The organism is Vibrio sp. 10N.286.48.B8 (assembly GCF_003050085.1).
Classification (GTDB): Bacteria; Pseudomonadota; Gammaproteobacteria; order Enterobacterales; family Vibrionaceae; genus Vibrio; species Vibrio crassostreae.
On sequence record NZ_PIGD01000004.1, the window covers coordinates 227,504 to 249,778 of the forward strand.

The 22,275-nt window shown below is 43.6% G+C and carries 22 protein-coding genes and 1 pseudogene; 6 read left to right on the forward strand and 17 right to left on the reverse strand.

What is annotated here, in order from left to right; genetic code table 11:
- Positions 1-21 precede the first annotated feature (21 nt).
- From CWO08_RS07320 to CWO08_RS07340, 5 genes are all read left to right on the forward strand, one after another.
- Complete coding sequence (locus CWO08_RS07320; protein ID WP_108020168.1) at positions 22-1,257, forward strand: MFS transporter; 1,236 nt, start codon at positions 22-24, stop codon at positions 1,255-1,257.
- A gap of 50 nt (positions 1,258-1,307) precedes the next feature.
- Positions 1,308-1,778: a GNAT family N-acetyltransferase gene (locus CWO08_RS07325; protein ID WP_019821249.1), complete on the forward strand. Its 471-nt coding sequence runs from the start codon at positions 1,308-1,310 to the stop codon at positions 1,776-1,778.
- A 247-nt stretch (positions 1,779-2,025) separates the two neighbouring features.
- Complete coding sequence (locus CWO08_RS07330) at positions 2,026-2,544, forward strand: hypothetical protein (RefSeq protein ID WP_107898644.1); 519 nt, start codon at positions 2,026-2,028, stop codon at positions 2,542-2,544.
- A gap of 359 nt (positions 2,545-2,903) precedes the next feature.
- A complete protein-coding gene (locus CWO08_RS07335; protein WP_107898645.1) occupies positions 2,904-3,656 on the forward strand; it encodes a hypothetical protein in 753 nt (250 codons plus the stop codon).
- A 22-nt stretch (positions 3,657-3,678) separates the two neighbouring features.
- Complete coding sequence (locus CWO08_RS07340; RefSeq protein WP_017105036.1) at positions 3,679-4,113, forward strand: META domain-containing protein; 435 nt, start codon at positions 3,679-3,681, stop codon at positions 4,111-4,113.
- A gap of 115 nt (positions 4,114-4,228) precedes the next feature.
- Here the strand turns inward: CWO08_RS07340 and CWO08_RS07345 are convergent, their stop codons facing one another.
- The 16 genes and pseudogenes from CWO08_RS07345 to CWO08_RS07420 form a co-directional block, all read right to left on the reverse strand.
- Positions 4,229-4,666, reverse strand: coding sequence for a DUF3299 domain-containing protein (locus CWO08_RS07345; protein WP_219909161.1), 438 nt, complete (start codon positions 4,664-4,666; stop codon positions 4,229-4,231).
- A gap of 52 nt (positions 4,667-4,718) precedes the next feature.
- Positions 4,719-5,246 carry a hypothetical protein gene (locus tag CWO08_RS07350; protein ID WP_108020169.1) on the reverse strand — a complete coding sequence of 176 codons (528 nt, stop codon included), beginning with the start codon at positions 5,244-5,246 and terminating at the stop codon, positions 4,719-4,721.
- Between the two features lie 241 nt (positions 5,247-5,487).
- A complete protein-coding gene (locus CWO08_RS07355; protein WP_108020170.1) occupies positions 5,488-6,369 on the reverse strand; it encodes an AEC family transporter in 882 nt (293 codons plus the stop codon).
- Between the two features lie 287 nt (positions 6,370-6,656).
- Positions 6,657-6,926: pseudogene (locus CWO08_RS07360) on the reverse strand (amidohydrolase family protein); the annotation flags it as partial.
- Between the two features lie 23 nt (positions 6,927-6,949).
- Positions 6,950-7,342: a hypothetical protein gene (locus CWO08_RS07365; RefSeq protein ID WP_004737501.1), complete on the reverse strand. Its 393-nt coding sequence runs from the start codon at positions 7,340-7,342 to the stop codon at positions 6,950-6,952.
- Positions 7,343-7,352: 10 nt separating this feature from the next.
- Positions 7,353-8,474 carry a histidine decarboxylase gene (locus CWO08_RS07370; RefSeq protein WP_108020171.1) on the reverse strand — a complete coding sequence of 374 codons (1,122 nt, stop codon included), beginning with the start codon at positions 8,472-8,474 and terminating at the stop codon, positions 7,353-7,355.
- 269 nt (positions 8,475-8,743) lie between these two features.
- A complete protein-coding gene (locus CWO08_RS07375) occupies positions 8,744-9,100 on the reverse strand; it encodes a hypothetical protein (protein WP_108020172.1) in 357 nt (118 codons plus the stop codon).
- A 366-nt stretch (positions 9,101-9,466) separates the two neighbouring features.
- The gene (guaD, locus tag CWO08_RS07380; protein ID WP_108020173.1) at positions 9,467-10,801 is read right to left on the reverse strand and encodes a guanine deaminase; all 1,335 of its coding nucleotides are present in this window, start codon (positions 10,799-10,801) and stop codon (positions 9,467-9,469) included.
- 59 nt (positions 10,802-10,860) lie between these two features.
- Positions 10,861-11,742, reverse strand: coding sequence for a xanthine dehydrogenase accessory protein XdhC (gene xdhC, locus CWO08_RS07385; RefSeq protein ID WP_017630713.1), 882 nt, complete (start codon positions 11,740-11,742; stop codon positions 10,861-10,863).
- Positions 11,743-11,789: 47 nt separating this feature from the next.
- On the reverse strand, positions 11,790-14,180 hold the full coding sequence (xdhB, locus tag CWO08_RS07390) for a xanthine dehydrogenase molybdopterin binding subunit (protein WP_108020174.1): 2,391 nt from the start codon (positions 14,178-14,180) through the stop codon (positions 11,790-11,792).
- Complete coding sequence (xdhA, locus tag CWO08_RS07395) at positions 14,173-15,618, reverse strand: xanthine dehydrogenase small subunit (protein WP_108020175.1); 1,446 nt, start codon at positions 15,616-15,618, stop codon at positions 14,173-14,175. The genes xdhB and xdhA overlap by 8 nt, the downstream gene beginning before the upstream one ends.
- Positions 15,619-16,096: 478 nt before the next feature.
- On the reverse strand, positions 16,097-16,831 hold the full coding sequence (locus CWO08_RS07400) for a GntR family transcriptional regulator (protein WP_048669449.1): 735 nt from the start codon (positions 16,829-16,831) through the stop codon (positions 16,097-16,099).
- A 194-nt stretch (positions 16,832-17,025) separates the two neighbouring features.
- Positions 17,026-17,712: a DNA-3-methyladenine glycosylase I gene (locus CWO08_RS07405; protein ID WP_108020176.1), complete on the reverse strand. Its 687-nt coding sequence runs from the start codon at positions 17,710-17,712 to the stop codon at positions 17,026-17,028.
- 97 nt (positions 17,713-17,809) lie between these two features.
- Entirely contained in the window at positions 17,810-18,307 is a 498-nt protein-coding gene (locus tag CWO08_RS07410) for a GNAT family N-acetyltransferase (protein ID WP_108020177.1), read from the reverse strand.
- Between the two features lie 42 nt (positions 18,308-18,349).
- A complete protein-coding gene (locus CWO08_RS07415; RefSeq protein WP_108020178.1) occupies positions 18,350-18,976 on the reverse strand; it encodes an HD domain-containing protein in 627 nt (208 codons plus the stop codon).
- 211 nt (positions 18,977-19,187) lie between these two features.
- Entirely contained in the window at positions 19,188-19,847 is a 660-nt protein-coding gene (locus CWO08_RS07420) for an HAD family phosphatase (RefSeq protein WP_108020179.1), read from the reverse strand.
- Between the two features lie 411 nt (positions 19,848-20,258).
- Between CWO08_RS07420 and CWO08_RS07425 the strand changes: the two genes are divergently transcribed.
- Positions 20,259-21,587 (forward strand): anaerobic C4-dicarboxylate transporter, encoded by a 1,329-nt coding sequence (locus CWO08_RS07425; RefSeq protein ID WP_010432780.1) that lies wholly within the window; start codon positions 20,259-20,261, stop codon positions 21,585-21,587.
- A 108-nt stretch (positions 21,588-21,695) separates the two neighbouring features.
- Here the strand turns inward: CWO08_RS07425 and CWO08_RS07430 are convergent, their stop codons facing one another.
- Entirely contained in the window at positions 21,696-22,019 is a 324-nt protein-coding gene (locus CWO08_RS07430; protein ID WP_102478899.1) for a DUF4144 domain-containing protein, read from the reverse strand.
- Positions 22,020-22,275: the final 256 nt, after the last annotated feature.

A 22,275-nucleotide genomic window follows, 5' to 3' on the forward strand; every position in this document is an offset into this window, starting at 1 on the left:
TGATGTTACTTTAAGGATATTATGATCAATCAGCTATTCTCTGCCACTGCAATGTACAGGAACTTACCAAACAATATTTATTATTTAGCTGTGGCTAGAATGATTTTAGGGATGGGTAACTTCATTCTGCCATTCCTTGTCTTACTTTTTACTGACAAGTTGGGATACTCTGCAACGGTAGCTGGCACCTTAGCAATGGCGGGAACGGGCGGATACCTCTTCGGGAGCTTTTTAGGTGGGAGGCTATCGGATAGGTTGGGACATAAACGAATCATGGTTTTTGGTGAGTTTACGTCTGCAGTCTTGTTGATTGTTTGTGGTTTTTTCGCTGATGATCCTGTCATCGTACCTACGCTGTTGTTGTCGGCCTATTTCTTTGGTGGTTTAGCTCTGCCCGCGAGCAATGCTTTAGTTGCTGATCTTTCCACACCTAAAAATCGTGATGCAGTTATTTCGCTCAGTTATTTAGCGTACAATTTTGGTTCAGCTCTCGGTCCTATCATGGCTGGTTACCTGTTTTGGAATCATACCGAGTGGATATTCTTTGGGAACGGTTTGGCTGCTCTTTGCTGTGTTGTTATTGTTGCTACGTTTGTGAAAGTGCAACCTGGATTAGAATCGGACAACGATAGCGAGCTTGAACAGCCGGTCTCAGGCTCTGTTTGGTCCGTTCTACGATCAAGGCCAAGGCTTTTACTATTCACTTTTCTATGCGGATTACTGTGGTACTCATTGAATCAAATGACAATGGCTAGCCCACTGTACTTGAGCCACGTGTTCGGAGAGCAAGGTCCTGTTATTTTTGGGCAACTAATGACTTACGCTTGTGTTTTAGTGGTGCTGATCACACCCATTTTAATGAGGTTAACCTCAAAGAAACTAGAGACAGTTAGCCTTGCTTACGCTGGTTTGATGTTTGCGCTTGGTTACATGCTGGTGATGTTGTATCCAACCATTCCTGTTCATTTCTTTGCTTGGTTATTTCTTTCTGCAGGCGAGGTCCTCCTTTTAACAAAAGAAGGGGTATACCTAGCAAACAACTCCCCGTCGAGTCATCGTGGACGCATTCAAGGCGTGCTCATTACCTTGCGAACGGTTTTCGTCATGCCTAGTTTTATCGTGATTGGCTACTTTATCGATGATTATGGGTACACTTTCACTTGGTTTAGTGTGATATTAATTTCAGTTGCTGGTGCCGTTGGTTTTTATCTTATGTCAGCTAAGGGGAAGCAATCTCCAGCGTTAGTCACCGAGTAGTTATTCGATTTACTAGCAAGTAGTATCTTTTAGTCACCAGAGGTAGGCTTATGATTACAATTAGAAAAGCGGTTGAGTCTGATGCTCAGGATATTTTCGATATCCGAAGCCGTGCCATTGTCGAGAAGTGCTCGGCTTATTACTCAGAAGAACAGCTGTCAATATGGACGCAGGGTGGAATGTCTGATGGATTCATCAGTGATGTAGTTGAAACCTTCCACGTTTCAGAAGTTGATGGTCGAGTGATTGGCAGCGGTAAGATCAACATCGAAACCGGTATGGTTGATGCTATTTTTGTTGACCCTGACTTTGCAGGAAAAGGTGCAGCGAAGCAGATGTTGCAGTTCTTAGAGGAGCTCGCGATTCAACACAACTTGCCCTTAATGAAGTTAGAATCGACCCTGAATGCCGCTACGTTTTATCGTTCGTGTGGCTTTATTGGCGATGAACTTTCCACTTATCACTCGCCTAGAGGTATTAGCCTCGATTGCATCCCTATGGAAAAGCCGGTGGTTGCTTAAATAAACAGCGCCAATACCAATCTTGGTGCTGTTTTTACTTTCCCCTTACACTCCTTTCAAATATCGAACCTAGTATCAAATTTCTCTTTGTTATACAGGCAAGTCTCTCATTATGAAGAACTTCTTTGATAGCGAACTCATGCTCTCTAGCTCCTTGAATTTCGTTTTGCTATCGCTTGGGCTAACGCTCCTTTTTCATCTTCCGATTTGGTGTGGGTTCAACTTGAGCCGACGAAAGTGGAAGCTTATGGATTATTTATGGCCGTTCTTGGCGGGTATCGGGATGCTGGGTGCAGTGTCTGAGATTCGTGCGAAAGTAGCGGGTGATTGGGTTGAAACAGAACAAACCAGAGCGGTGGCGATTTTAGAGTCGGTTCAGCAGTTTTCTTTGGATAAGCTGAGAAGTGATACCTGCACCGGTCAATCATCTTTAGATAATCACGCTCAGCACCATGAAGCGTGTTTGTGGTATTTGAATACCGCAATTACGTTCAAAGATGTCGATTTCACCTTGCTACCGAATGCATCGGATTTTACGGTTCCTGCGCCGAGCGTTTCGCTGGTGGAAAGCGATGCGGTGTGGGTGGATGGTATGTTGAGTCAGTATGAGAAGCAGAAAAACCAATACATTAAAACCAGAGAGGCCCAGGTCAAGCAGCCACTAGAAAGCCTCTTTTGGTATGTAAGCCCTTATTTAGTTTGCTTTGCGATAGCTCTCCGCCTTACTAAGGTGACGGCAGAACTTAAACTGGACAAGCTTGGGTAAACTACCGTTTAGATTCAGTGGGTATGGCTTTCTTTGACGAGGAAGCCTCTCGTTTTCTTGTCCGTGTTAGTCATTTTATTATTTGATAAATAACCATACGCAACTCAGTTTAAATTATTGTGTGGCTAATATTACCGTCCCCTAATTTATAGACTTTTGTTTTCATTGGTTTTTTCTTACTGATCTTGTTAAATGTTATATTTCTAGTTCTAAAGTATGATAGTTATATTATTATAAACCGTAAAAAAGTATGCGCCCCAACTTGATTCTAATATATTATTTTATCATGTGTTGTTTTTCTTTTTTTTTGTACATAACATCCTGCCAGCTAAATACTTATTAAATATTAAGGTCAGTATATGCTGGAGAAAATTAAACTTACATTTCTATTATTAACCCTGCTGTTTTCTAACTCGGCGCTAAGTTCAACACTATTTATCAAGAATAGCTTGGACATGTCTGGAGAAAGTGGCAGCGAGGAGATGAAAGCTTTTTATTCAATTAACAAAGGTGCTTGGGTTGATATTGAACAGCTTGATATGAATGACCCGAGCTCCCTGTCTAATCTCATTAGTTACACTGATGGTGATAGGTTAAGAATCAAAGTTATCACACCGACTAAGCGATTCGTTAGTCAAGGTATGTCTATACCTTACTTCCGTAACTCTCAACCTCATATGTTTGAAATTAAAGGCACGACATTGCCAGAAGAAGTTCATATTCAAATAGATGGTGTATTAGGGCGAGGAACGATCAAGCGTGCCTTTACTACCGATTCTGGCTGGCAATATCGTGTCACGACCTGTGGCGGTGCCGGTATTGTGATTGCCTGTGCTGTTGGTGATTATGGTGAGCTAGTGATGCGTTTCGCTGGTATTACAACAATCCCTGTTTTCTCTGGTTCATCTTATATTGATGAGCGATTCTTCGATAAGCTTGAGAAGGGGAAACAGATCGAATTACTCGATAATAAGGGGCATTATTTCAGCGGCTTATTTTACCATGAGGTGAAAATTTGGGACCGAGAAGCTGGAGAGATTTTTGACCTTAAAGCTGGCGGGTTAGGGCTGGGAATGGGTGAAGCAGTCTCAATTAAATTCACACGTTGGTAATTCATAAGTAACGGAAAGAATAATGAAAAAAGTAATTTTATCGCTTAGTGTGTTGTTATTTTCTGGAGTGTTAGGAACAGCCGTTCAAGCGCAAGAAATAGAAACCTCTCATGAGTTATCACCAATGCACCAGGCTGTTATGGGGCCTTGGAATCTTATTCGTGTTAATGGTGAGCAGCCGACACACCAAGCATCAATACAAATAGCACGAGACAACATTTATGGCCGTACGGGGTGTAACCATTTTTTCACCCACGTGACGACATTTGAGCAGGGCTATTTGGCATTCACCCCAATTGTCAGCACGAGAATGGGCTGTAGTGGAACTCAAGCGATTCAAGAGAATTTGATTTTTGATACATTCGAAGAGAGCGTTACTGTGGCTTACGACGATGTAGGTGAACAGCTGACGATTATCGGGCATGACAATACGTTGATTTTCGAACCGTCAAGCTAGTCTGGGATTGATTGGATGTTAAAAAGAGCCTCGATGCGGCTCTTTTTGTTATAGGTTATGAGTTGTCGGTGAAACCAAAGCTAGCATTAGCACTTCGTGGTTCACGCCGTTTTAGTTAGTGGTAATTCACTACCAACGAAGCATTCATATCGTACCCCATGGTCAGATCGGTATCGCCATCGACAAGATATACATTGTCGGTGGTCAGTTTTGACGAAATCACGCCTTCTACCCAAACTGGGTACTGAACGGTTTCTACTTTGTAGCCTTCGGGGTAAGAGACTCTGACAATTTGGTTCGCTGGTGGTGGTGGCATATGTATGCACGCTCCTGCTGTAGGAACTAACAAGAATTCGGTAGCAACGAGGGGCGCTGAGAAAGCAATTGGAACCAGGAATCCAGGTATACGCACCTTCTTACCGTCAAAGTCTTGAGTCAATGTCTCTGATGCTCGCTGTTGATTCGCGATGTATTTCGAACGCAGCTTCAGTAATTCATCGGCGCCTAGCCCTTCTGATGTTAATTTTTGCTGCGCTAAGTATGTTGAATACAAGATGTCTCATCAAATGGCTACTTTGCTTTTAAGAACATTTACTTACAGTCAGTTAACTAAAATTGTATCTAACCCCAAGTTGTAGTTGAGGCCCATAAATCCCGTTATTCTTAGAAGATATCGAGAACGCGGCTTTATCCGTTGCATGGAATCTCGCGCCAAACGTAAAGATCGAATGCTCTCCATTTGCCCCCACCATGACATTTGCCTCTACTCGTTGAGTAATCCAAGCACGAAGTCCCGCGTTGAATTCAATAAAGGTTTTGCTTTTCCCCGGAGCGTAAGATCCTTTGTTGTAGTGAAGCAATAGTTGAGTATTGAGATCGATGGTTTGGTTGATAGGCCCGTAAACTTGAGGGCCGATATAGACGTCATAGTTGTCCTCATCGAGATCGGCATTTGAGCTTACCCCACCCAGAAGCGCAAGGCTGTCATTGATATCTCGTCCCCCTTCCAAACTAATACCATTTGGCTTTGTTTGAATCCCAAGCTCTACAAAATCTGTAGTGAAATTTGCAGCAGACAATGCTTGGTGAGAGAAGGTACATAGCAGCAGAGGTATTAAATTTTTAATTTTCATATGACTTATAAAGACTAAGAGCAGTGGAGTGATGCGTAGATATATTGTTATCTCAGGAAGATGAAGTTCGATGGGAATAAAGTCAAAGTAAGAATATTTTTTCGTTGCACACTTTCGCTGCTTTGTTCAGGGAGTAAGGCCTTGAATGGAAAACTGAATGGTAGACTCGATTTTTGTCATCCACTTTTAGAGAGGCGTGCTCCCATTTTTTTGCTTTGATAAGTAAGATAAATCCTGGATTTCAACTTGATATCGACAAGGCAAAAGATAGCAGTATCGGCAGCGTTACCACGCTTAAGAAGTTGCCGAACAACACCATAGAGGCGACCTTAGGTGGCTCTACGTTGAACCTTTCTGCAAACAGGTAATTCATCACTGCAGGTGGCAGCATGGTGAACAGCACCATCATCTGCAAGTGTAGAGTGGGTAGAGGAATGAAGAAGTAGATGATCGTAAAAGCGATCGCTCCAGTGAACAGAGATTGCGCTGTACATAATAAGCCGACTTTCAGGCCACTCAGCCTCAAGTTGACCATTTGTGAGCCTAGTGACAACAGCATGATCGGGACAGCAGCTTGCCCAAGTAGCGATGTGGCTTCGTAGATAGGAGTCCACACTGCAATACCGGACAGATTTAGTGTCATTGCTAATAAAGCAGCCAAGAATATTGGCATCTTGAAGATCTGTTTGATCGGGTTACCTTCGCTTAATAACGCTAAGCCTACACTGATATGAACACACGCTGATACCACAAACAGCAGTACTGCTGGAGCTAATGCACTTTCGCCAAAGGTATAAGTGAACAGAGGAATCGCAAGGTTGCCGCTATTGCGAAACATGTGTGGCGGAGCCCAAGCTTTGAAGTTGAGCTTAAAGATCTTACAGATCGGAATCATCAGCAGTGCGGGCACTAACACCGCAACCAAAGAGGCAGAAATCAGCGGCAGTTGTTCGGTGTCGAGTGGCATGGTGGTCAGCGATGCAAACACCAAAGCAGGAATACAGACATCCATGTTAATGCGATTGATTGGCTTGAAATCGGGCTTAAGCCAACGACCGACTGCAAAGCCAGCACTGGCGAGTGCAAAAACGGGAAACAGAATGCTAACGACCTGTTCGAACATAGAATTCCTTTCTAGATGTAGTGCTTCCATTTAGCTGAGAAACGAATGTTCGAGAGAGACGCTAAAGTGAAGTATGAAGTCGAAATGTATAAACATTAACCTATCAATATAATGACTTGGCGTCACCGAAGATCGTTGTCTGTGAGCGGTTAATTTATATTTCTTTGAATGAAGCACAAAAAAGACCAGTGGCATCAGCAACTGGTCTTTAAAGGCTAGATAAATCTGGACGGATTTTTAATTAACGACGGCTGTCGCTGTCTAGCGATTGTTACTCGGTTTTAAGTCTAACTAACGAGCTTCTTGTAATCTTTGAAGTTTACGTCGTAAGCTTTTTCGCCATAGATGTAAGTCTCGCTGACGGTTCTGTCGTCACCCAAGCTCATTAGTACAAACAGTTTTTCTTCAAGCTTGGTGGCTTGTTCCATTCTAAAGCGCATCAGCTGTGTCGCGTGTAGATCCAACACCACGAAATCCGCTTCTTTGCCGACTTCCAAGTTACCAATCTTGTCTTCTAAATGCAGAGAACGTGCGCCACCTAAAGTTGCCAAAAATAAAATTTGGTATTGTCAGGTTTTGTTTATATCAACATGTGACTCATCAATTTTTTAGTCTTCTCTGGATCTGAGCATGTGATAGATAAAATCAAATGGTTTTCATCCTGTTCGACAATATTAAGACTTCTAATGTCAATATTATTCTCTGATAATTTCCTTGCTAATTTTGCCAACGCTCCAAGCTCATCATCGATTTTTACCATTATTATCTCAGTGTTGAAAATAATATTGAATCCCGCTTTAATCAATATTTCATACGTGTATTTGTTATTGTCTGAACTTATCTTTATTAATGCGGTGTTATTTATTTTGTCAGCATCTATATTTTTTATTTTTATTTTATTTTTCGATAAGATTTCCGTTATGTCTGTGATCAATCCGATATAGTCTTCAGATATTAATATTATCTTTTCCATTTAAATATCCTCATAGGTCATTCATGTCTAGTTTTAATGCAGAAGTAAACGCATCAATATCTGAAAATTTCATATGTGGCATACATATAATATGTGTCATACCATTTGCTGTTGCTAATTGATATCTTTGCTTTATTTCCTCTGGCACAGCTGGTAAAACAACAGTTATCGCATTTGGGTTTCGCCAAGCTTTTATACCTATATTTTGTAATTGAATTTCCGTGTATTTTGCAACTTCTAGGCTGTGTAGTACACGTTTAGCCAGGCCTTCTAACCCTAAACTGTTAATGGCATACCACAGTACCATCGGTGTAAAGCCATTACGTGAGCCTGTAATAGTAGTATCTAAACAGCCAATGTAAGCAATAGAGCGTGCAATACGATCAACATTTGATTTACGGGCTACAACAACCCCACAAGGAATTGGAGAACCAATAAATTTGTGTCCACTCAGTGAAACACTGTCGGCACCGTCTTCAAAATCAAACGACGGTCTGGGTGTTAAAAAAGGATTTATAGCTCCGCATAATGCGGCATCACTGTGTATATAACTTTTTGAAATAGAAAACTCGTCTAAAATAGTACGAATTTTTTTTATGTCATCTTTGGCTTCTGTCATAGTGGTGCCACTATTCGCAAAAATAATAGCAGGCACATCCCTATTGACTTTTAGCGTTTCTCGCAAGTCATCATAGTCAATTACCCCCTTATCGTCACATCGGATCATTATATGACGCATATTGAGCAAGTGTAAATTTTTGGCGACAGAATAATGAGTTTCTTTGGAAAAATAACAAATACCATTAGGGTAGAGCTCACGAGCTAAATATAAAGCATATAGATTAGCTTCAGTACTGCCATTTGTGACATACCCCCACCAATCTTTTTCAGGTGCTCGTAATAGTTTTGCAAAAAATTCTATTACTTCACATTCAAACTCTCTACTATCAACTTGCCAAGTAGATTTAGCAAAAGGATCCCCAAGGTTATTTAAAGGAAAGTTGATTAATTCTTTTAGTTGTTGATAGTTAAAGTCTGTTGAAATTGGATAACCCATAAAGCTTGTTGCTTTTTTATGAATATCCTTTATGAAAATTTTTAATTTCTCTTGTTGATGAGCATTTAAAGACATATTCTACCTTTTTAAATCGTCCTAGCCAGTATTAAATATAAATTACACTTTTCTGGTTTTCTCTCGGGGTATGGTTATCAGCCTTTCTAATTAAACTTTTATAGAGATTTGGAAAAGGAAATTTTTATAATAATATTTTTTCATACTTATAATTAATATATATTTAAATTGCTAATTAAATGTCGAAGATTAAGCTATGGTTTGGTTTTTTACCAAATATTACAGTGTTGTTCTATTAATTAGTCCACTTTTAATTTATCTAAATATAACTACTGGCTGAAGCTGATAGATATAAATTTACCAGCAGTAATGACGGAGTTGTCATATTTCCCACAATAAGCATGGGCTTTTATTTGTGCTTTTGAATAGTCATTTATTGTGGACAGTAAATTTATGTAATCTACTTTATTTGGGTGACTTGATTCTATTTTTAGTACTTCTATTTCATTACATCCTTGTAAGTTCCAGCTATCTTCTGATTTAATAAACCAGCTACCGTCAACGCCAACAGTAATAGTTGATATCTTTTTTTCATCCGTGGTGATGATTTCATCTAGCGGGCCTGCACAGGCCGATGAAGCAAACAACATTAGGGAAATTCCAGTTTTTATTTCTTTGAGTTTCATAACTAGTTACCTCTTTTGGCCCAATATAGTATAAAAAAAGATAATAAAAAGTTTTTTTTGTTTTTATTATCTTAAAATAGATCTCACTTGCATATTTTATATTTTGGGGTGATTTAATTGTTTATAATTTTATTTATCATTATTTGATGGGGGGAGTAGGGATTTTTCGATGCTATATCTTTGTTCGTGACTTGATGAAGTTTTGATGTGCAACTAAAGGAAGTTCGTTTCAACTAGATATATTGTCTATTTTTTATAAGCCAATATCTAAAGGTATTTGTTAATCTTGAACTTTTTCGCTATTTTTCGATGGCACGAGAGCGTGCCATCGTTAAGTTAAGCCGCTGTGTGATTATTTCTCGCAACTTAACTCACAAGCTTTTTGTAATCTTTGAAATTCACGTCGTAGGCTTTCTCACCGTAGATGTAAGTCTCGCTGACGGTTCTGTCGTCACCTAAGCTCATTAGTACAAATAGTTTTTCTTCAAGCTTGGTCGCTTGTTCCATTCTAAAGCGCATCAGTTGTGTCGCGTGCAGATCCAACACGACGAAATCGGCTTCTTTGCCTACTTCTAAGTTACCGATTTTATCTTCTAAATGCAGAGAACGTGCGCCACCTAAAGTTGCCAAAAACAGCGATTTAGCAGGGTGAAGTTTCTCTTGTTGAAGCTGCATGATTTTGTACGCTTCGCTCATGGTTTGCAAAATCGAGAAGCTGGTACCAGCGCCAACGTCTGTTCCCATTCCAACACGAATACCGTGCTCTTCCATTTCGGGTAATCGGAATAAACCTGACCCTAAGAACAGGTTAGAGGTCGGACAGAAAGCGATGGCGGATTCGGTGTCCGCTAGGCGCTTACATTCGCAGTCAGACAGGTGAATACCATGGGCGAATACCGAACGTTTGTGCAGTAGGCCATAGTGGTCATACACATCCAAATAGCTGTCACGCTCTGGGAACAGTTCTTTTACCCATTCAATCTCTTTCTCGTTTTCAGAAAGGTGCGTGTGCATGTATACGTCAGGGTATTCTTCTAGAAGTTTACCAACGGTCGCCAATTGCTCTGGTGTGCTGGTTGGCGCAAAACGAGGTGTCACCGCGTAAAGCAAACGGCTGCGGTTGTGCCACTTCTCAATCAGTTCTTTGGAATCAGCGTAGCCAGATTCTGGAGTGTCGGTGAGGTAGTCTGGCGCGTTGCGATCCATTAAAACCTTACCTGCGATCATACGTAGGTTGCGCTTCTCAGCTTCTTCAAAGAAAACGTTAACCGACTCTTTGTGCACGGTGCCGAACACGAGTGCTGTGGTGGTGCCGTTGCTTGCTAGTTCGTCTAGGAATAGCTTCGCCACTTTGTGTGCATAAACTGGGTTTTTGAAGCGTTTCTCTTCTGGGAAGGTGTAGTTCTCTAACCAATCAAGTAGCTGCTCACCGTAAGACGCGATCATCCCTGTTTGAGGGTAGTGGATGTGCGTATCAATAAAGCCAGAGGTGATCAGCTTATCTTTGTATTCTTTTACTTCGAGTGTTTTAGGCTGGCGAGCCAATACGTCATCGGCATGGCCTAAATCGACGATGTGGCCGTTCTCAACCACTAAAACACCGTCTTCAAAATAGTCGTAAGACTCATCGATACCGACGTCTTTTGGGTCGGCGACGCTGTGTAAAATACTGGCGCGATAAGCTTTGCGTTGCGTTGTCATGTTTACTTCCTTTTAATGACTTCAGCGACGTTATGGCCGCTAAAGCTTTGCGACTTGTGTTAGGCGATCTTCTCTTCCAATGGTGGTTCGCCTACGTCGCTTGGTTGACTGTGTTGATCGGTCAAATCCTGATTTCGATATTGTTTGGTTGGGCGCTTTTGTTCAAGCGCTTGGCCTTGATAGTGTGCGATCAGTTCACCCGCAACCGATACCGCAATTTCGGCTGGGTGTTTGCCATTCACAGCACTAATACCAATCGGGCAAATCATGGTTTCGATTTGTTCTTGGCTGTAGCCGCGCTGTTCTAAGCGGAAGTCGAACTTCTTACGCTTGGTAAGCGAGCCGATCATGCCGAAGTAACGGCTGTCTTCACGGTCGATAATGGCTTTGGTTAGGTCAAAATCGAGCTGGTGGTTGTGGGTCATCACAAGGTAGTAGCTGTTTGGTGGCATGTGTTTCACTTCGCCAACCGGATCGTCTGAAACAAGCTTTTTAACACCGTGTGGCAGCGTTTCAGGGAACACTTCTTCACGTTCATCAATCCAGGTCACACGGAAGGGCAGAGTCGCGACAATGTGCAGCAGCGCTTTGGCAACGTGGCCAGCGCCAAACAGCACAAGGTGATTCTGCTGAGTGCCGATCGGTTCAAAGCTTAACGTAGCCATTCCGCCACAACATTGGCCTAGACGAGCGCCTAGGTTGAAGCGTTCTACTTTGAGTGATTTTTCGCTGGCAATCAGCATCTCGCGAGCCATTTTAGTGGCCACATGTTCAAGGTGACCACCACCAATCGTAGCGATGATTCGGTCACGAGTGACGAGCATTTTGGTGCCCGCATCACGTGGCACTGAGCCTCTGTCTTCAAGCACTGTCACCATCACACATGGTTCGTAGTTCTCTTCCAGTTTTGCCAGTTCGTGAATCCAATTATCCTTAAACATACGTCCTCCTAAATCCCTTTTATGCTTCCCTAGCGGTCTATTACGTCCTAAGCCGTTTCTGATTGTGCATCGACCGAAGTCGGAGCCGTTTCAGTTACTTCCTGTATCGCCATCAGAATACGCTCTGGCGTTGCAGGTGTGTTGAGCTTTGGAATCGTGCCGTCGATGGCGACATAGCTAATGGCGTCTTTTAGTGCGCTCCATACCGACATACCCAACATGAAAGGGGGTTCCCCCACGGCTTTCGAGTTGAAGACGGTGTCTTCTGGGTTACTGCGGTTTTCCAAAAGATGCGTTCTGAAATCAATCGGCATATCAGCAATCGCAGGGATCTTGTAACTCGCTGGGCCATTGGTCATTAAGCGGCCTTGCTGGTTCCAAACCAACTCTTCCGTGGTTAACCAACCTACACCTTGCACAAAGCCACCTTCGACTTGGCCAATATCAATCGCAGGGTTCAATGAAGCGCCCACGTCATGCAGAATATCGACACGCAGAATCTTGTTTTCGCCGGTTAGAGTATCGATGATAACCTCTGAACAAGATGCTCCGTATGCGTAGTAGTAGAACGGGCGACCGCGCGCTTTCTCGTGATCGTAATAGATCTTCGGAGTGCGGTAGAAACCAGTGCTCGATAGCGAGATTTGGTTAAACCAAGCCAGTTCAACAAATGAGTTGAAGGTCATGATCTCATCGCGGATCTGCACCATGCCGTTCTTAAATACCACCTCTTCAGGCCACACTTTGAAGTGCGAAGAAGCGAAGTCGATCAGGCGCTGCTTAATGGTCATTGCGGCGTTTTGCGCGGCCTTACCGTTGAGGTCGGTGCCCGATGAGGCTGCGGTTGGTGATGTGTTCGGAACTTTGTCTGTGTTTGTAGCGGTGATCTGGATACGTTCGACATCGACTTGGAACTCCTGTGCAACGATTTGTGCAACTTTGATGTTCAAGCCTTGCCCCATTTCCGTACCACCGTGATTCAAATGAATACTGCCATCGGTGTAGATATGGATGAGCGCACCTGCTTGGTTCAAGAAAGTCGCAGTAAACGAGATGCCGAATTTCACTGGTGTGATTGCTAGGCCCTTCTTCAAGATAGGGCTTTGCTTGTTGAACTCAGCAATGTCTTTACGACGTGCGTGATAGTCACTGCTGCGCTCAAGCTGTTCGGTTATCTCAGGTAAAAAGTTGTCTTCAACGGTTTGGTAGTAATGGGTCACGTTACGGCCTTCTTCGCCGTAGTAGTTTGCCTTACGTACTTCCAAAGGATCTTTTTTCAGGTAACGCGCAATCTCGTCCATGATGTGTTCAATAGTCATCATGCCTTGCGGGCCACCAAAGCCACGATAAGCGGTATTCGATGCTGTGTTGGTTTTGCATCGGTGACCGACCACAGTTGCATCACCTAGATAATAGGCGTTGTCTGAGTGGAACATCGCGCGGTCTACGATTGAGCTTGATAAGTCTGGTGAGTAACCACAGTTACCTGCAACGGTAATGTCGGCACCTTGAATCACACCATTGTCGTCAAAACCAACTGTGTATTGGTTGTAGAACGGGTGACGTTTACCGGTTTGCTGCATGTCTTCACTGCGCAGCAAACGCATTTTGGTTGGGCGACCAGTGAGGTGAGCAATAACCGCAGCCATACACGCTGGAGAGGCTGCTTGAGTCTCTTTACCACCGAAACCACCACCCATACGACGCATATCAATCACGACTTTGTGCATCGGTACGCCAATCACTTCCGCAACCAGCTTTTGAACTTCGGTTGGGTTTTGCGTCGAGGTGTACACGATCATGCCGCCGTCTTCGGTTGGCATTACGCTACTGATTTGGGTTTCTAGGTAGAAGTGTTCTTGTCCGCCGATCTCTAGGTCGCCAGAGATTACGTGTTTTGCTTTTGCCAGTGCGGCTTTCGAATCACCACGCTGTTGAGTGTGGCTTTCTGTTACGAAGTGCTCTTTTTCTAGCGCTTCTTTTACATCAAGAATCGCAGGTAGCTCTTCGTATTCAATAACGGCTGCATGTGCGGCTTTGCGTGCTGTCTCTAAATCGTTAGCTGCCACGGCAATCACAGGTTGGCCGTAGTATTCTACTTTGCCGTCTGCAAGCAGTGGGTCACCCGGAAGAATTGCGCCGATATCCAGTTCACCCGGTACGTCTTTGGCTTGAATAGCAATCGCCACGCCTTCAAATTCGTAACACGGTGATAAATCTATCTTGATGATGTTTGCGTGCGCTTGAGTGCTCAGGCGTGCGTAGACGTGCAGCTGATTTGGGAACTCAAGGCGGTCATCAATGTATACCGCTTCGCCCGTGACTTGCTTGGCTGCACTGTCGTGTTTAACGCTTTTGCCTACGCCAGTTTTTAGGTCTTGTTTTGCAATGGTAACCATCTCTTCGTGGGTCATCGCATGCTCGTGTGATTTAGACATAAGACGTTACCCTTGTTTCGATTTGGTTGTTTTTGTTCTGTTGTTCAATGAAGTAACGACGCAACATATTTGCTGCCGACAATGAACGATATTCTTGGCTTGCACGGAAATCAGATAGTGGCTCAAAGTCGTTATACAGTTCCTGCATTGCTAACTTAATATTAGCGTCTGTCCACGGTTTGCCTAATAACGTATTTTCACAACGCGCCGCGCGCTTAGGTGTTGCAGCCATACCACCGAAAGCGATACGAGCGTAAGAAACCTTGCCATCTTCGATTTGAATATCAAACGCACCACATACCGCAGAGATATCATCGTCTAAACGTTTAGACAGTTTGTAAGCTCGGAAGCTGTCGTTGGTTGGCTTAGGAATGATGATCTGTTCAATGAACTCACTCTCTTTTTGCGCTGTCACTTTGTAGCTGATGAAGTAATCTTCAATCGGCATGGTGCGTGACTCATCACCACAACGAAGTTTGATCTTCGCGTTCAGGGCAATCAGTAGAGGAGGGGTATCACCGATAGGTGAAGCGTTGGCAACATTGCCACCGATGGTGCCTTGGTTACGAACTTGAAGTGAAGCAAAGCGGTGCAATAGTTCCCCAAAATCTGGGTAGTGTTTTTTCAGTAGTGAGTAAGAATCGCTGATAGGTAGGTTGGCACCAATGATTAAATCGGTGTCGGTCTCTTCGCATACCTTCATGTCTTCAACAAGGTTTACGCTGATCAGTGTTTCAATCTCGCGATGGAATTGTGTCACTTCCAATGCTAAATCCGTGCCGCCAGCAACCAGCTTCGCGTTCGGATGCGCTTGAAAAAGCTTGGCCAACTCGTCAGTGCTTTTCGGGGAAAAAGCGGTGAGGTGACCAAGGCGTAAGTTGGCCTCGGTGTCTTGAATATCTTCTAGCTTCTTGATGGTGTTGCGTTCAAGCTCAGCAAATTGGTCGATCAAAGGTTGGTCTGTTGAAAGCGACATCGCGGCATCAACGATTGGTCGGTAGCCTGTACAACGACATAGGTTACCCGCCAGTGATTCCATGACGTCTTCTTTGCTCGCATCGGGTTTGTTCTTGCCTAGGGCAAACATCGACATGATGAAGCCCGGCGTGCAGTAACCACACTGTGAACCGTGAAAATCGACGACCGCTTTCTGTACCGGGTGTAATGACTTATCTCGATTTTGCAGATCTTCTACTGTGATCAGCTGCTTACCGTGTAACGCTGACACAAATGTAAGGCAAGAGTTCACCGAACGGTATTGCAGTTGCCCATCAACTACTTCACCTAGAACGACCGTACATGCGCCGCAGTCGCCTGACCCACAACCTTCTTTGGTACCGGTTTTATTAACCTTGGTACGAAGGTAGTTGAGCACTGTCATGTTAGGTGACAGATTGTCTTCACGTCTTATTTCCTGATTGAGCAAAAAAGTAATCAAGAGACCTCCTTGTATATCGACATATTTCCATGTGTATTCTTTTTGACTTCTAGGTCAATAATTATCCATCCTGACCCTGTGGTCAACTATTTATTTACAAAAATGCAACAACATTGCACTTTGGTGGATTGTGTACAATTAAATTTTGGATGTAGTTGTTTGTTTTATTGGGATTTAAATTGGAAGTGTTGAGTTTTGTGGTGTGAATGAATTAATGGCTATGTATACAAAATAAAGACAATAATTTTGGCATTAGGGAGTAAATGTTATAGAGGCTAAGAGCACTATTCTGCTCAGAAACGAGAGTGTTTTGAGGTGAAATGAGTCGATCTTCGCGTCTATCATTATGGGGAGGGTAAAAAAAGAGAAGTAATCGCAGAGGCTTACTTCTCTCCCGTCTTGTTAACAAAAAGTTGTTAACTGATAGTTGCCAACAAGAAACTATTAGCAGTTAGTCATTAATAGCTTATAGAAGCGATTATGACTTGTTCTTAAGCAGATCTGAGAACACAACATGTAGGTCGCTCGATGCGGTGCTGCTGTCTAGGTTTAGCTTAGAGCGAATGTGGCTTAAATGCTCTCGCATTAGGTCAACGGCTTGCTCTTCATCTCCAGACTCTATCGCATCAAGCAATCCTTCATGCTCATCGAGAGAGCAGTTTGAGTGGCTGCCGGTTTCGTACTGGGCAATAAGCAGAGAAGTTTGCGATACCAAGCTGCGTTGAAAAGCCAGCAGTGGCGCGTTCTCAGCCATTTCAGCCAGTTTGATGTGGAACTCACCAGACAAACGTAAGCCAGAACCATAGTCACCTTGGTCGAAGGCGCAGTTCTCTTTCGCGACCAGTTTTCTACACTCTTCGATTTGAGCTTTGGTCGCGTTTTTAACCGCTAGCTCTGTGATAGCAATTTCCATCACTTCGCGTGCTTTAAATATCTGTTTGGCTTCGTCTACTGTGGGTGCTGCAATCACGGCACCTCGGTTAGGACGGATCACCACAACTTGTTCTAAAGATAGGCGCAGCAAGGCACGACGAATAATAGTACGGCTAACACCAAAGATTTCTGCTAATGCTTCTTCGCTTAATTTGGTGGCTGGTGGCAGCCTTTGTTCTAGTATCGCATCGAAGATATGGCAGTAAACAACATCGTCTTGAGTCTGGCCTGTTACTTTCGTTTTTACACCTTTGGAGACAGAGTTTTTGAGAACTGTCATAGAGATAAGGACCCTTGTTTAGTCGAGTTGGGTTGGTTGAGAATAATTCATGAGTATTACCCTATATTGTATACATTTATCTATACAATTCCACCGGATGAAAGTGCGATGCACGCTTATTTGTTAATGACTTATAACATTTAGTTTGCAAGGAACTGTGTGCAATCTAGAGCTTTAAGTTATTAGCCCTAAAACTAGACGCGATTATCGCCGCAGCTGTATGCCACGATCTGGCTGATTTCGCTCAGGCTGCGACCTGATTGCTGCTGCCACTCGTTGAAAGCCTTACTTGCCGCAACTTGTGCTCGCTTAGTGTTACGACCGCTATCAACCACATCTGTGCTGCGCAGGTGCGCTTCAACGTCCGATGATAAGATGAATGTGTCTTTACCCATCTGGCGCAAGGTGTAAGCACCGGTGTTACCACCTAATCGCTTACCGTGTTTCTTCAGGTAGTCCCAAAGTTCTGTAATGCGTTCTGATGGCCATTCGGCAACCATTTGTGAGAATGAATCGGCTTCACGCTTGGCATTATGAATCATGGTGGCATTGGCAGGGATAGTCATCACCTTAGTAAGGTGACGAATAATACGCGGGTCTTGCGCTTTCTGTTCCCACATCTCATTCGGTAGCATTAGCATCTTTTCGATGTCGAATTCAAAGAACACTTCTTCAAATTGCGGCCATTTCTTCCTCACCACATTCCACGAAATCCCACACTGGAATACCTTCTCGGTAAAGGCGGCTAGCCAACGGTCGTCGGTAATTTGTGATAACTCAGCTTGTGAAAGAGGCGCACGAACAATCTTTTCGAGCTCAGCTGCGCCGCCTTTACGGTGAGCGGCACGTTGGTAAATGGTGTCGAATTTTTCTTGGGTCATTGGAGGTTCCAAACTAAAGCGATTCTTTATGATATGGGGATTAATTTCTATATGAAAAGGAGCTTAAGCCATTGTCTTCAAATCAAATGAAAGCCAATTAAGAGATCTTTAATTCCATCTGATACAAGGGCCATGTTTTACCATTAAATTCTTTAACGCTTGGCTCTTTGTCGACGACCTCAAAACCCGCTTTGTCGTAGCAGCGTTTTGCGCCGTGGTTTTGCTTGAATACGGCCAAGGTGATGGTGGTGACATTCGGTATTTCTTTCGCCGCCTTTAAGGCCGTTGCAAGCATCGATTGTCCTAACCCTTTGCCTCGTTGGTTTGGGTGAATAGCAACTCGGCAGAAACGAAGTTCATTGTCTGACATGCGTTGAAACTCCATAAAACCGAGCAAGTCATTAGTATTCGAGTTAGTGCTAGACGTGGAGAATGTGTAAAGCTCGACATGGGGCTCTTGAGAACGTTCGATGATGGAAGAGGCTTCTAACGGCCAACCAAAGTTTCGTCCTCCCCACAGTACGTAGTCTTCGAGAGATGTGAACCAAGTGACGATCTCGTCGGCGTCGGATGCTTTAAAGCGGTTTATTTCCATATCCTTGTCTCTTCCTTATCGTGTGTCTCTTTTTCTAAACCATTAAACTTCCGTACTCAACTGCTCAAGAAAGCCACGCATATAGTCAGTGCGCTTGTTGGCTTCTAACTTGGCGGATTCTGTATTCATGGTTCCAGCGAGCTTAAACAGCTTCACGTAGAAGTGGTCGACGCTGTAATGCTTGTCATCTAAGTCACGCTGCTTCGCGAACGGGTCTTCGTGGTTATACAACTCTGCGTTAAAGCTTTGACCCACATACAAGCAACGAGCAATGCCAATCGCACCAAGAGAATCGAGACGATCAGCATCTTGGACGACTTGAGCTTCCAAAGTTTCTGGTGTGATGTTGGCGCTGTAGCTGTGCGTGACAATCGCATGATGGATCTCATCCAGATAGGACGCAGGATACTCGATAGATTTGAGGAAAGAGATCGCCTTGTCTGCTGCCATTTGCGAGCTTTTGGCTCTGGCTGGGTGGTTCTTCGGGAAGGTGAAGCAGTCATGAAGATAAGCGGCAGGCAGAACGATTTCAAGCTTAGCCTGTTCTTGAACGCATAAAGCCTTAGCGGTTTTAACGACGCGCTTAATGTGGCTAATGTCGTGCGCTGCATCTTGTGTCATTTCTCGTTGTGCAAAATCAAGCAGTTGGTCTTCAAACTTTTCCTTCACGCGTCTCTTTCTCCATATGTAGACGTTAGCAATCTTGTTGATCACCTAGCATTTATTTCACATCGACTTTAACAGTTTCAAACGCGATTTTTTATCTTTTATAAAAACTATACCAACAAAAAAACCGACTCTGTGAGTCGGCTTAATAGAGAGGCTTGTCTACGTATTTTAGGACGAGACAGATAAAAGCATTATCAACGGTAGTGAGAGCCTAAGCTGCAGCTTGTTGAAGCTGTGCCAATACATGATGTAGAGAAGGGCTGATGGTGTGGCCAAGCGCTTTCACTTCTTCGCACGGCTCAACCAAATCTGGGATCTGGAAGCTGATCATGTTGGCTGCCATAGAAGCGCGAATACCGTTGTTTGAATCTTCAAACGCTAGGCAAGTTTCAGGGGCAACACCTAAGCGTTCTGCTGCTAGCAGGTAGATCTCTGGATGAGGTTTACCGTGAGTCACTTCGCAGCCGGTGCTTAATGATGTGAAGTAAGAATCTAGGCCGGCCAGCTCAAGCTTCTTCTTCGCGATATCGAGCTGAGTGGAGGTCGCTACCGCGATTGGAATGTCGTTTGCTTTAAGCCATTCAAGTAGTTCGATAACACCATCTTTAACTGGGATAGCTTGGTGCTTAACAACCGCATTGTAGCGAGTGCGCCATTCGGTGTTCAGCGCCGGGTAATCTAACCCTTCGCCGTAGCCCTTTCTAAAAATCTGTTCGATGGTTTTTGCGTTACAACCAATGATGCCTAAGTAAACATCTTGCAAGAACGGAACGTCTTGCGCGTGACATGCTTCTTCAAAAATCTGCATACAAAGTCTCTCGGTGTCGAGTAACAGTCCATCCATATCAAAAATAGCAGCTTGAAAATTCATATCCTTGGTTCTTTATGTGTTGTCATCGTGAGGGCGAGTATTTTGACATAGTGTCTCGGGATAGGCGAGTCGGTGTTCAGTAAGAATATGCTTAGTTAGATCGAAAATATGCTTCTGAATGACTTTCTATATGATTGATTATGGATGAAATAATATCGTTAGGTTATGAACCTGGCACTTTATAGGCCATACAGATCTAACAGTTACAATAATGGTTATCGTACATAACAAATTTAGATTCAGAGTCTGTCTTCCTATTACATTTCATAAACTTACGGTTCAGTTAGCGTGACCATAATCTTATAAAAAACAATTAACGGGAGCCTGCAATCATAGTGTGACCAAGCAATAAGTAAATGGCTGAGCTTAGGGAGAAAATAACATTAGTCCACATTTTTAGCAGGGTTGCTTATGTTGTATTTTGAGTTTCTATTTTTATTAGTCGTCCTTTATATCGGGTCTCGGTATGGCGGTATTGGCTTAGGTGTTGTTTCTGGTATTGGTTTGGTAATCGAGGTGTTTGTCTTCAAGATGCCACCAACGTCTCCACCTGTCACCGTAATGTTGATCATCCTCGCCGTTGTTACTTGTGCTTCGATACTCGAAGCGGCTGGTGGCTTAAAATACATGCTGCAAGTGGCGGAAAGGGTGCTGAGAAAGAACCCGAAACGCGTCACCTTGATAGCCCCGTTTGTGACTTATTCGATGACTTTCCTATTGGGTACTGGCCACGCGGTGTATTCCATCATGCCTATCATCGGTGATGTGGCATTGAAGAACGGGATTCGTCCTGAGCGCCCAATGGCGGCGGCGTCTGTAGCGTCTCAACTGGCTATTACTGCCTCGCCAATTTCAGCTGCTGTGGTGTATTACCTCGCGCAGCTTTCTGATATTCAACACTCTATTACTCTGCTTTCTATTTTGATGGTGACGGTGCCTGCAACGCTGTTTGGTACGTTCTTACTTTCTTTGTATAGCTTGAAACGCGGTAAAGAGCTGAACGATGATCCTGAATACCAAGCGCGTCTAAAAGATCCTGAGTGGAAAAAGCGTATCGAAAGCACCACAGCGACGTCTTTGGATGAAGTGCTGCCAACTTCGGCTCGTAATGCGGTTTTGATTTTCCTACTGTCAATTGTCGTGATTGTTATCGTGGCGATGGTGCCTGAGATCAGAACCATCGTAGACGGCGACAAGCCAATCAAGATGTCGGTGATCATTCAAATGATGATGCTCTGCTTCGGCGGTATCATCTTGCTGGCAACCAAAACTGACCCGCGAGATGTGCCAAACGGCGTGGTATTCAAATCGGGTATGGTGGCAGCGATTGCTATCTTTGGTATCGCATGGATGTCGGATACTTACTTCCAATACGCAATGCCTCAGTTTAAATCTGGCATCGTGGAAATGGTGACCAACTACCCATGGACGTTCGCACTGGCGCTATTCATCGTATCGGTTGTGGTGAACTCGCAAGCTGCAACTGCACGAATGATGTTGCCTGTTGGCCTTGGTTTAGGGTTGGATCCAGCGCTGCTTATCGGTTTGATGCCAGCAGTGTACGGCTACTTCTTCATCCCGAACTATCCATCAGATATCGCTACGGTGAACTTCGATGTGTCTGGTACCACTAAGATTGGTAAGTGGTACTTCAACCACTCATTCATGTCGGTTGGTTTAATTGGTGTGGTCGGCGCATGTTGCTTAGGTTATGCACTGGCTCAGATTTTTATCGCTTAATGTATTAACTCTTTTTTTGAAATAGCCAAGACAACAACGAAAAACAGCGCCTAAATTGGCGCTGTTTTTGTTTTAACAGGTTTAGTTTATTAGCTTTAAGGAGAGCTATTAACGTTGCTCAAAAGCCAGTGACTGAATCGCTTCTTCTATCGTCAGAAAGTGGATCTTCATCAGGCACACTTCAGCTTTCTGAAACTCGTGGTTTCGAATCAGTTTGGTCACGCTTTCAACCGAATATTGGTCTGCTCGTTTAGCTAGAGACAGTTGGTTCGAGTGCGATTTAAGCGAGTAGCTGTCTCCCTCTGAGTCGATGAGGTGATCATCATCGCCCAAGATCATGTCTGAGCATTCAGCCTGAAAATCTTGTTCTGACGCGACGTAAATAAGCTCATCGTCACCGTCGAGTTTTACCAAAGATGGCCAACTGATCAATACTGCCTCTAATATCATGTGTGTTGAAATGTATGTCTGGACTATAAACACTTTTGAAGCTTAAGTCAGGTATTAGTGATTTATCCTATAGAAAGAACAATAAACTACTGCTCGTTGTTTGATTTGTAATTAACTTTCGATAAATATAACGTTGATGATTCGATTATAATTAACAGTTATAACTATATAAATTAAATTGATTGGGATTTTGTGAGGTTTTTAAATAGCATTTAACAATGATTATTCTAACCTGAGT